General features: G+C 39.4%; 9 protein-coding genes. 5 read left to right on the top strand and 4 right to left on the bottom strand.

What is annotated here, in order from left to right; all coding sequences use genetic code 11:
* Positions 1-3: 3 nt before the first annotated feature.
* Positions 4-1,545: a chromosomal replication initiator protein DnaA gene (dnaA, locus tag OQE68_RS11550; protein WP_180568826.1), complete on the bottom strand. Its 1,542-nt coding sequence runs from the start codon at positions 1,543-1,545 to the stop codon at positions 4-6.
* A gap of 1,464 nt (positions 1,546-3,009) precedes the next feature.
* Here dnaA and rpmH point away from each other — a divergent pair.
* From rpmH to OQE68_RS11525, 5 genes are all read left to right on the top strand, one after another.
* Complete coding sequence (gene rpmH / locus OQE68_RS11545) at positions 3,010-3,144, top strand: 50S ribosomal protein L34 (protein ID WP_163836336.1); 135 nt, start codon at positions 3,010-3,012, stop codon at positions 3,142-3,144.
* Between the two features lie 25 nt (positions 3,145-3,169).
* Positions 3,170-3,550, top strand: a complete 381-nt coding sequence (rnpA, locus tag OQE68_RS11540; RefSeq protein ID WP_180568827.1) for a ribonuclease P protein component — start codon at positions 3,170-3,172, stop codon at positions 3,548-3,550.
* 267 nt (positions 3,551-3,817) lie between these two features.
* Positions 3,818-5,518: a membrane protein insertase YidC gene (gene yidC / locus OQE68_RS11535; RefSeq protein WP_180568828.1), complete on the top strand. Its 1,701-nt coding sequence runs from the start codon at positions 3,818-3,820 to the stop codon at positions 5,516-5,518.
* A 128-nt stretch (positions 5,519-5,646) separates the two neighbouring features.
* Positions 5,647-7,026, top strand: a complete 1,380-nt coding sequence (gene mnmE / locus OQE68_RS11530) for a tRNA uridine-5-carboxymethylaminomethyl(34) synthesis GTPase MnmE (protein ID WP_180568829.1) — start codon at positions 5,647-5,649, stop codon at positions 7,024-7,026.
* A gap of 628 nt (positions 7,027-7,654) precedes the next feature.
* On the top strand, positions 7,655-8,809 hold the full coding sequence (locus tag OQE68_RS11525; protein ID WP_180568830.1) for a Fic family protein: 1,155 nt from the start codon (positions 7,655-7,657) through the stop codon (positions 8,807-8,809).
* A 123-nt stretch (positions 8,810-8,932) separates the two neighbouring features.
* On the opposite strand, the gene OQE68_RS11520 is transcribed toward OQE68_RS11525, so the two are convergent.
* From OQE68_RS11520 to OQE68_RS11510, 3 genes are all read right to left on the bottom strand, one after another.
* Complete coding sequence (locus OQE68_RS11520) at positions 8,933-9,838, bottom strand: DUF1186 domain-containing protein (RefSeq protein ID WP_180568831.1); 906 nt, start codon at positions 9,836-9,838, stop codon at positions 8,933-8,935.
* A 205-nt stretch (positions 9,839-10,043) separates the two neighbouring features.
* Entirely contained in the window at positions 10,044-11,444 is a 1,401-nt protein-coding gene (locus OQE68_RS11515; protein WP_266195417.1) for a transposase, read from the bottom strand.
* A 143-nt stretch (positions 11,445-11,587) separates the two neighbouring features.
* Positions 11,588-12,043: a hypothetical protein gene (locus OQE68_RS11510; protein ID WP_180571364.1), complete on the bottom strand. Its 456-nt coding sequence runs from the start codon at positions 12,041-12,043 to the stop codon at positions 11,588-11,590.
* Positions 12,044-12,133 lie beyond the last annotated feature (90 nt).

Below are 12,133 nucleotides of genomic sequence, written 5' to 3'. Positions count from 1 at the left end.
TTTCTAAGTCGTTAATGACCGGAGCAAATTTTTGTAATCTTCTCTAATTTCTGAATCGGTTTCAGTCAGTTCTTTCACTTTACGGCAAGCATGTAAAACTGTCGTATGGTCTCTCCCACCAAATGCATCACCTATTTCAGGCAAAGAGTGGTTGGTTAACTCTTTCGATAAAGCCATCGCCACCTGTCGTGGCCTAGCAACAGAGCGGCTACGACGTTTTGATAAAATATCAGCCATCTTTATTTTATAGTACTCAGCGACCATTCGCTGGATATTATCAATACTGACCTGCTTATCTTGAAGTGCCAACAAATCTTTGAGGGATTCACGAATCAAGTCGATAGTAATGGGACGGCCTAAGAAGTTAGCATGAGCAATTACCCGCTTTAGTGCACCTTCTAATTCACGGACATTAGAACGCACTCGCTGTGCAATGAAAAAAGCCGACTCATGGGGTAAGTCAATTTTCGCTTGCTCTGCTTTTTTCATTAAAATGGCAACTCGCGTTTCCAACTCAGGAGGTTCAACAGCAACTGTCAACCCCCAGCCAAAACGTGACTTTAAGCGTTCTTCTAAACCATTAATTTCTTTTGGGTAGCGATCACAAGTAAGGATCATTTGCTGACCACCTTCTAAAAGAGCATTGAAAGTATGAAAAAACTCTTCTTGTGAGCGCTCTTTACCAGCAAAAAACTGAATATCATCAATCAATAGTGCATCAACTGAGCGATAATAGCGTTTAAAGTCATTGATTGCGTTTAGCTGTAAGGCTTTCACCATATCAGCAACAAATCGTTCAGAATGTAGATAAATAACTTTCGCGTGATTATTTTGTTTGACTAGAAAGTTACCAACTGAATGCATCAAGTGAGTCTTACCTAAGCCAACTCCACCATATAAAAATAATGGATTGTATGCAGCACCTGGGTTCTCTGCCACTTGTCTTGCTGCTGCTAAAGCAAGTTGGTTTGACTTACCTTCCACAAAGCTATCAAACGTAAAATCTACATTAAGTGAACTATTGTGTTTTAGTCCACCTTCAACATCAACCTGTCTCGAAACTGGCCTAGGTTTGCTATGGCTAGTTGCTTCTGTCAGTTCAGCTAATACATCCAGTTGAGTAGGTTCTGCTTCTGTTGTTAGGTTTTCGTTTTGACTCTCAGTATTACCAATATTGGTCAGAGGATTTACAAAACTACCAGCACTATCTTTAGCTATCGACTGATTACTGGATCGAACTTTAGAAGCCAATTGATTAGCAGCTTGGTTTTGTTGGCGAGCACCCGCTAAAAAACTAGGTTTACGCACAGCTACTTCGAGCATAACTAAAAAAGGCATCCCTTCAGCTAGCTCGCTTAGAATCTCTTCAATTCTGACTAAGTATTTTTCCTTAACCCAGTCTTTTACAAACCGGTTGGGAGCAAACATTGTCAGTTCATTGCCCTCAAGTTCAACCTTGAGTGGTCTTATCCAAGTATTGAACTGCTGAGAAGGCAACTCATCCTGTAAAATTTCAAGACATCGTTGCCAGACTGTGAGCGACACTAATCTCTCCCCTTATCAATGTGTCAACAGGCGACAAATGATTACACAACGGTTCATTCTATATCTTCTTAATAAAGTTATCCACATCAATCTTTGACTGATTACAAGCCCTACTTGGATAAAAAAAATCTATACTAATCAAGCTATTAGAAAGTTAGAAACAAGATGATAACAAGTTGTTTACAGCTTTATTAACATAAAAAATTTACTGTGAATAACTTGTTAGTGGATAATAGGATAACCCTGTGTACAACCCAGTGGTTAACTCATTGGATAACTTTATCAACAATTGTTGCACAAGATTTTCATAGTTATTACACAAATAATACTCAAGATAGTCACAAACTTATTATTCTTATAAAGACTAGTAATCAAAGGTTAAAAGTTACTTATCCACAGAAAAGGCTGACTCTAATAATAACATCAATAACAAAACACTCTCTTTTCTTAAGAAGAATATTAATTATTAATAATAATTTGTCTGCTTGGCTGAAATGGAAGAAAATCGTAAGCGAAGAGTTAAAACGTCAGTTGATGTGGACAACTTCAACATTAACGAATAGAATTGGCGGCCCTTGGAGTCATAGGTCGTAAATTTATCAACAGCAAAACAAGACTTATGGTTATTTAAGCCAAAACACTGTTAATTTAAAAAGGTGTTTTGAAGCATTCTCTGTGTATAACCATCCAAACTAAAAGCAGCAAACAGACAATATTGTCCTACAAAGATCAATTTATATACAAATTTTAAGTCAACACTGAGCTATGTTTGCCAAAAACTGCTGAATGAGCTAATCCACTTTCTTTAAATGAAAAATTTTTTCTTCAAAGCAATAGATATTCACAACAAAATTTTTTGCCTAGTTACCAGTTTTCTCTGTGGATAATCCTAATAGCCTGAAAATGCACCTGCTACAATCATTCAACCAAACTACTAACTTACCCTTGATAAATTGGACTTGTTAGTCATGCTTCAAGCTAATCCATACTTATATCTTTATCCTAAAATGAGGGATGGTAGATAACAGGGAAGTATGTGTAATATTGAGGCTATTCCCTGTTTTGCTTGAGCAGACCTATTAACTTGATCCTTAGAAATATAAAGTTACCCACACCTTGATGGGCTTCCCATACAAATTGATGTTCTGTGTATAACTCATGACGTAGTTTATGTCGCGGTGCATAAGTCTTCATCTTCTAATGCTTTCCACAGCAAAGAGAGTAGAGGATAAAAACAGAAAGGATAGATCACCAAAGGTCACTTAAAGGAAACTCTATGCTCTAATGAGTTGAAACAGCCTGACAAAACAGCAAGCTAATACCAGGAAACCCCTTCTTAAAACAAAAAGTAGCAGCTAAGCTGTTAATAAATTGACCTGACCAGCAAGATTCCTTACAATTGCGCGTCTTTTAGATCTAAAAAAAGAGCAGTAAATACTTTCTGGAAAGTAATAGGTACGACGTATGAAAAGAACTTTTCAACCAAGTAACCTAAAGCGCAAGCGCACTCATGGTTTCCGTGCTCGCATGGCAACCAAGAATGGCCGTTTGGTAATCAAACGCCGTCGTGCTAAAGGCCGCAAGCGCCTGGCTGCGTAATTGGTTTTGATAGGGCACTTGTAGCGTGGATCAAAGATTCAGTAAAGAGTCTCGTTTATTAAACAAGGCTGATTTTCAACGGGTCTTTGACAACGCGCCCTTTCGAGCATCTCACCCAAACTTGCTGATTCTGGCAACCCCCTCTTCTCACGAACAACCCCGACTTGGTCTAGTTATTGGTAAAAAAAATACCAAGAAAGCAGTAGCAAGAAACCGAATTAAAAGACTGATTCGAGAGTCTTTTCGCTGCAACAAACAACACCTTCCTGCAATTGACTTAGTATGTATAAGTCGTAAAGGGCTCGAAGAGCTGGATAACCCGGCTATGTTTCGATTATTAGAGCAACAATGGAAGCGGTTGATAAAAAAAGCCAGCAAACTATCTACTAAAACTATCCACAAGTAACAGCTAACCAGTTTTTTAACTACTATTTAGCTAACTTGACTACATTATTAACTTTTGAAAGCTCGCTACTTTGCGCAAAACACCTGCAGAAATAATTACACTACTCATTAACTGATGGCTTGTACTACGTTTGTTCATAACTTAGCTGCAGGTTAAAAACAATTAAACAAGATTAGCAGTAGGGTAATTAGGCAAACTTGCGTATAATCCCTCCTCTTATTTAGATGTGAATAACTGTTATCAACAGATGGTATGGCTTAAGAAACCATGGATTTTCAAAGAACTCTTTTAATAGGTGGCTTAGCAATAGTCGGCTACCTAATGATTTTGCAGTGGGATAAAGATTACAACCAAGTCCCAACCACTACTCAACAGCAGGAACAGCACCAAACAGTTCCTTCAACAGAGGATGCACCTCAACTGACTCAGGCTAAACAAGGTGCATCTGATGATGTTCCAATGCTTGATTCAGTAGCTGATGCACCAACTGATGATACTGCTGCAGATAAACAAGTTGTCACAGTAACAACAGATACGTTTGCAGTAGAAATTGATACTAAAGGTGGCAACATTGTTAAGGCATCATTACTGAAATACCCAGTAAAACTGCCAGATGATAATGAACCAAATCCTGCTCCATTTACTTTACTAGAGCGTTCATCAGCTAGAACTTTTATCGCCCAAAGTGGTTTGATTGGGCCAGATGGTACTGATAGCAAAGGTAAAGCAACTTATCAGGCTGCTCAAACTAACTACCAGCTTAATGGTGGAGAGACCTTAAATGTGGACCTTTCTTTAGTGGATAAGAAAGGGGTTAAGGTTATTAAGCGTTATACCTTCACTAAAGGCAGTTATGAAGTCAAAGTCAGTTATGTTGTGGATAACACATCATCCACAACCTGGCAGGCCAACTTATATGCCCAGCTGAAACGGGACAATACTCAAGATCCTAGTAACTCCTCCTCTTCTATGGGAATGAGCACTTATTTGGGTGCGGCTGTACGCGGCAAAGAAGAAAGATATGTAAAACTGCCTTTTGATGAGTTTGAAGAAGAAAAATTTAATGCTGATGTAACAGGTGGTTATGCTGCCGTTCTTCAGCACTATTTTGTAAGTGCCTGGATACCGAATCAGGAACAATTGAATAATTTCTACACCAGAAAGGCAGGCAGCAATAATATTGTTGGCTTTAAAAACCAAAATAATCCACTCAAACTGGCTGCGGGTGAAAAAGGTGAAATTAGTGCTACCCTTTATCTCGGCCCTAAAGACCAGAAACGTTTAGCTGAACTGGCTGATGGTCTAGAGCTAACTATCGACTATGGTGTGCTTTGGTTTGTTGCTCAGCCTTTGTTCTGGTTATTAACTTTTATTCACAGCCTGATTCCTAACTGGGGTTGGAGCATTATCTTGCTTACAGTTATGGTCAAGGCTGCTTTCTACCCATTATCAGCTGCCAGCTACCGCTCTATGGCCAATATGCGGCGGTTGTCTCCTAAGTTACAGGAGATGCGTGAACGCTATGGAGACGACCGTCAGAAGATGTCTCAGGCGATGATGGAGATGTACAAGAAAGAGAAAATTAATCCGCTTGGTGGTTGCTTACCCATTTTGGTACAGATGCCAGTGTTTATTGCCCTTTACTGGGTGCTTTTAGAAAGCGTCGAGTTACGCCAAGCACCATGGTTAGGGTGGATTACTGACCTGTCAGTAAAAGATCCATACTTCATTTTGCCATTGATCATGGGTGCATCCATGTTTGTGCAACAGTTGTTGAATCCAACACCTCCAGACCCCATGCAAGCGAAAGTGATGAAATTGATGCCAATTATCTTCACTGTATTCTTCTTATTCTTCCCTGCTGGTCTGGTACTGTACTGGGTAGTGAATAACTTGTTATCGATTGCTCAACAGTGGATGATTACACGTCAGATAGAAGGTCAAGCTGCTGCAAAATCAACAAAATAATCAACAGCTTTCCACAACTTTATCCACAAGGCTCTAACTATTGGTTAGGGCCTTTTTCTTGCCTATAATCAATAGGTTAACGCTTTTTTCTAAACCTCCCCAGTTTTGCTTTTACACAGATAAAGATTATGAATTCAATTGCTTCTCTTGATACTGATACCATTGCTGCCATTGCTACTCCTCCTGGTAGAGGTGGCGTTGGAATTATTCGGGTGTCTGGACCAAAAGCTCAGGAAGTTGCTGATCAATTAGTAAAGGCTCAACTTAGCCCTAGAATGGTCCATTTTGGTCCGTTTTATAGTCAGTCTGGAGAAGTGCTTGATGAAGGAATCAGCTTGTTTTTTCAGGGACCGAACTCGTTCACTGGTGAAGATGTACTCGAACTGCAAGGCCATGGTGGCCCTGTTATTCTCGATTTGTTACTAAATGAAGTGCTTTTTATGGGAATTCGCCATGCTCGACCAGGTGAGTTCAGTGAGCGTGCATTTTTAAATGACAAAATAGATCTAACCCAGGCGGAAGCCATTGCTGACTTGATTGATAGCGCATCCGAACAAGCAGCCAAAAGTGCTATTCGTTCACTACAAGGTGCTTTTTCTAAACGTATCAACGAACTTGTGGAAAACCTGACCCAGCTTCGGATTTATGTCGAAGCTGCAATCGATTTTCCTGAAGAAGAAATCGACTTTCTAGCAGACGGCAAAGTGGCCAGTGATTTAGATTCAATTATCCACAACGTAGATTCAGTATTAAAAGAAGCTAACCAAGGAGCAATGCTTCGTGAAGGGATGAGTGTAGTAATTGCTGGCCGGCCAAACGCAGGCAAGTCCAGTTTGCTTAATGCACTGGCTGGTAGAGAAACGGCTATTGTCACTGACATAGAAGGTACCACCCGGGATGTGTTGAGAGAACATATCCACATCGACGGATTGCCATTACATATTATAGATACAGCCGGCTTACGAGATAGTGATGATAAAGTTGAGCAAATAGGTGTAGAGCGAGCCTTTAAAGAAATCAGCGAAGCAGACCGAGTCTTATTGATGGTTGATGCTAGTACTTCTCAATCAACAGATCCCCATGAAATCTGGCCGGAGTTTGTGGATAAGCTCCCTACTCTAGATAAGGTAACTATCATCAGAAACAAAGTGGATCTTACTGGTGAAGATGCTGGGGATAAAACTAATCCACAAGGTGTAAAGACTATTGCTATTTCAGCGATGCAAGAGCAAGGCATTGAAGAATTAAAAGAGCATCTAAAAGCATGCATTGGTTTTGAAGGAACCACCGAAGGTGGCTTTACGGCCAGAAGACGTCATATTGAAGCCATTAATCAAGCACAAGAGTACTTGTACACAGGCAAGCAACAGCTCACTAGTTATGGTGCTGGCGAACTATTAGCTGAAGACTTACGACTTGCTCAACATTCACTGAGTGAAATTACAGGTGAGTTTACCTCGGATGACCTATTAGGCAGGATTTTTTCTAGCTTTTGTATTGGTAAGTAATTGGTGTTGTATTCGTGTTTTGAGCCCGTTTTCCTTTGGTTAACGGGTTTTTTGTGCTTTTTTATACAGCTTTTATTTTATTATCTTTTTATATTATTCTTATTATTATATTTTTTGGAAATTATTATTTTTGTATTTTGTTAATTAAATTGTAATTTATTTTGTCGGTACTTATTTATTTTTGATTGTTATAAAACAAATATATACAACACTTAAATTATAATTTTGTTGTTTGTGTATTAATATAAAAATAATTTTTTATATTAATACGTGATTGTATGTAGCGGTTTTAGTAGATAGTTGTATGGTGGTATAAAAAAATAATACAACTACTGAATTATACATACATACATAATATTATTTTTAGTTATTATTTCCAGCTTGCAAAATCAGCCTTATCTTTTTTTACCATCAGCACAATATGAATAAAGGACGATAGAATCGACAAACTGGTTAAGAGTACAAAATTCAATCAGACGTTCCAGCTCCTTAAACTTAAAATAACATACTTTCTTATTTTAACTTTGATCATAAGTTAAAATAAGGGTTGGCTTTATTTTAACTTATGATCAAAGTTAAAATAAGAGCTACCCTTATTTTAACTTAGCGATATATTAAGAGTACTTTTATGGAACGAGGACTTACTGGGTGCTATGTACCAAGCATTGCTGGTGGAGTTAACTGCCAGGCTTTTGTGCCTAATCCCTTGCCACCAGTGCCTCCATTACAAATTAGTGGCAAGCTTCAATCTCGTATTAATGAGGCTCTGCTTGCGCTTGGCCGTTTAGATGCTATCAGTACTCTACTGCCTGATGCTCAGTTGTTCCTGTACAGCTATGTTCGCAAAGAAGCGGTAATGTCTTCTCAAATAGAGGGTACCCAATCATCATTAAGTGATCTTATGCTGTTTGAGATGGAAGGGCAGCCAGGTGTACCAATGGATGATGTGCAGGAGGTATCATGCTACGTTAATGCGCTAAACCTGGGTGTACAACGTATCCGTGAGGAATATCCTATAACCTTCCGTTTGGTGACTGAACTGCATCAGGCACTGATGACCTCTGGACGAGGTATCTCTAGAGGTCCAGGTCAGTTCAGGAAAAATCAGGTGTGGCTTGGTGGTCACCGTCCAGATGAGGCAATTTTTGTTCCTCCACCCGCAACTCATATCGATCAATGCTGGGCTGATTTGGAAAGATTCATCAATGATATTCCTGAACAAACAGACCCTTTAATAAAAGCTGCATTAGTTCATGTACAATTTGAGACTATCCATCCTTTTATGGACGGTAATGGTCGTATTGGTCGGCTACTTATTCCGTTGATTTTTGTTGAAGCAAAAATACTACAAGAGCCGCTACTTTATTTGTCAGTTTTTTTTAAGAAACACCGACAAACTTATTACGATCGTCTACAACAAGTCCGTATCTCAGGTAATTGGGAAAGGTGGTTGTTGTTTTTTGTTGATGCTGTAGCAGAAGTAGCTAATAAAGCTGTAGCAACTGCTAAACAGTTAAGTGATCTGCTTAGTCAAGACAAGCTGCGCCTGAGCACATTGGGGCGTATTTCAGGCTCTGCCAGCCAGCTACTTGATGCTTTGTTTAGGCAACCCATCGCCAATATTAATAAGCTGGCGGAGCTAAGTGGTTTAACGCCAGCCACTATTGGTAAAGCCCTTGATGCAATGGAGCAACAACTCAGCATCGTGCACGAAATTACTAGCCAAAAGCGTAATCGCGTATATGCGTATAGCGCTTATATAGATATTTTGAACCAGTCTTGATTAAGCTGGTTGACTTTCCAAGCAAGCCAACACAGCGCAAGAGCCTGTCTGGTAGGGAATTTATCAAAAGGCCAGAGACAGTAAACAATTATTAGAGGCGATCTTTCAATAAAGGGCTAACAATTACTTCTTCCGATTCTTTTTTCTAGCTGCTTTGGCTTGCTTACTTTTTGATTTTTTACGTTGCTTGATTACTTTTGTTGAAGGAGTACTTAATTTTTTTTCATTTTTTTTGAATGAATTATATTTTTCTTTTTCTTCTTGAAAAAATGCCCAACACTCCATTTGCTTATGAGGGTCATCTAGTTGACTTCGTTTGAAAGATTCGGCAATTTTTGTGATATAGTCTTCTATTGGAGTTGTTAGTGAGTGCCTGACTTCATCCATAGAAACAAATTGATTATCAAAAAGCCCTTGTTTATTTGCTTCTTCTATTTGAGGCATTAAATGTTCAGCATGAGCCCTGGCAGCTGTATATCCAGCACATGAAACCAAGAAAGAATTATTTTCTTCACAGCATTGTTGAAAAAAATGTTCTGTTATATTAATAAATTCCTCTCTTGTAATTACCTCTTTATAAAAAGCAAATTCGATAGCATCTAAAGCGGCTGAGCGAGAGTACATATACACATGATTATTAAATAACATTTTCTTCATGGCAGATAAGTCTCCACCACTTGTGTTAAATAATATCATGTGTAGGTTTTCAGTAATTAAGTCATCAAATAAATTATCTACAATATTTTCGGGTAGGCTAAATAAATTGATAATTAGCTGGTGAGCTTCTGTTGCTTTAAAGTGCCCTAGCAACATTACACTATAAATATGCCCAATAAAGTTTGGCTCTTCATACGCATAGTGACCAGGACATTCTAATACATCCTTTAGGTTATTAATAAGTAAGGGAATACTTTCCTCTCTATTTGCCGTAACTTTATCAACAGCTTCTCGTTGATAAGGGCCAAGAAAGCTTAATAGACTGATTGCATCTTGTAAGCCCAGTTCTTTTTGTATAACTACATCTGTCATGATGTCTTCTATCTCAAGTATTTGTGGAACAATATTTTTCCTAGTATACGATAAACAAACTTGATTACATTAATATCAGCTCAACTTCGCCACCTTCTTGATTAATCACCTTATGCAAAAATGTATAAGATACCCGCCACTTACCTCCTGATGTCTGAATACTCGATTCCGAAGTTTTTTTAGGTTGACATAACTGCTAATTTATTTATGCAGCCGCTCTGTATTTTAATGAGTCAGTGGGCTCTTGTTTGCCCAAATCTAAACCCGCTAAATGCTTTTTCGAGCGGCGCTCAGGAAGCACACTGATTATTGCAGCGGTAAAGGCTTTCAGTTGCTGTTTTGGTTCATCAGCCGTGACAACTGCTTCTACAGTTTTTATTAGGGCTTCTGTTTTGATTCGCTCAGTCAAACAGCCAACAGGAAGCCCGGGCTGCTTATTTTCAAGGCGGACGGATTGCTCTGGATGTAGCAGTAACATATGGTCGTACAGCAGGCTCATGATCACGCCTCGCGTTGATCCTTCTTCGCCTTGTTGTTTGGCCAATCGGTTCCAGCCAGCATGTTGCTTCCAGTCCTCAATGAAAACCTCAACTAACCATCTCAATGTATAAACCCTAGCAATATCACCATGCCGCCAGGACATGTCGGATGCCACTAGATATCGATAATTTTTTTCTCCCTCATATTTCAAAGCAACCACAAACCGCTTTTTACCATGGGCTTTCACATAAACCCGAGCCGCCAGCATGGTGATTGACTGTGTTTTTTGGCCTCGGATAATTAACTTGGTATCGACGCCTGTTTGGCGTGCAAAGTAATGTGTAAGTCGTACTTTTTTTCCTTGGGAAAGGATTAGTTGATTGGAGCGTAATTGACTCACCACTTGAGCACCACCCGTCGCAATGGAAGCCTTATCCATGAATTCTGCTGTGCTATACAGTGCATCAGCAATGACCGCATTAATCTTTATATCAGAAAATGACAATGAAAATGCTTCAACCATCTCAAGTGCTAAAGCTTGTTTGGTCGGATAATCTGGGTTGGGCTTAGGTTTTTTGGGTCTTTCTTTTCCAGGAATACCCAGCCTCTTTAGGGCTTTATTTTTCTGACGCCAAGCACTTAACGCTGGATCAGGTGTATAAAAGCGAAAAGCAATCGGTAAGGTAGCTACAGGTGTCACCAGTAGCATAAACACTAGCTCTTGCCCTTGAACATAGCCGCCGGATTTTTTATGTTTTATTTTATGCACACCTTTAATACGTCGTGTTCTCTTGGAGCGGACTTTATCACTATCGTCAAAAATGAGTACTCCTCTCGTAATATGATAGTGATTGAGTACTTGTCGGACACTGGCTTGCAACAACAATGACCAGGCAATTTTACTATGGTAAAACATCCAACGTAATTGGTCCTGCTTGAATGCTCCTAAGCTACACCGCTCAAAAACAGCCCAGCAAAATACACCAGTGACACCAATTCCCATCAGCATAATAGTTAACCAGCGACACTGGATACGACTTAATCCAGGAGATTGAAAAGAAACAGTCAAGGTGTCGTTTAGAGTTTGAACAAACTTTATCACATGGGGAATAGGGGTAATCAACACAAGTCGTCATCAAGTCGCTATTGAAATACAAGCGCGATATACTACACCATCACTGGTCTGCAGGTGTCGTGTTGATCGTTCTTTGCTAGGCGAAGAAATGGAGCAATACCTGTAGTCCAGTCTTCTGAATCTCTCTCATCGTGCTAGTCAAGCATTAAAAACTTCGGAATCGAGTGAATAGTAACAGACTTGGGATTTAGGCGGATTATCTCTCCATGAAGCTCTTTACCCTGTTTATTAACAAAGCCAACAGTATCTCCCACCTGTAGTTCATTTTTGGTTAAGGTGCCCCTCTTTGTCTGCTGAATCTCGATGTCTGTTTTTTGTACATTAATCATGTAGAGAGGGATGATCCAGTCTTTTCCATCTTTAATGTTGGTAACTTCCGCTTTGGTTTGTCTGATTTTAATTAACTTAGCGGGAATTAGGCGGTTTTCAGTGGGCTCAAAATACTCAATAGTGTCACCTACCCGTAAGCAGGCCTTGGCTTCTAGCAGCCGTATGGGATCATTTATCATGTTGTCTATTGCTCTGCTTAGGCGATACAAATCGAAAGCAGTAGCGTTTTCTAAGGCTTGGATAATATCTGAATAGTTCATAATAAACGGCTGTAGTTGGTTGGCTTGTGCAGGTTGAATAGCATACTGATGAGCAGCTGTGTTGTTAAGCTCCTATTTTACCTAAAAGCT

This window comes from Spartinivicinus marinus (assembly GCF_026309355.1).
Lineage (GTDB): Bacteria > Pseudomonadota > Gammaproteobacteria > Pseudomonadales > Zooshikellaceae > Spartinivicinus > Spartinivicinus marinus.
This window is presented reverse-complemented; position numbering and strand designations above follow the sequence as displayed.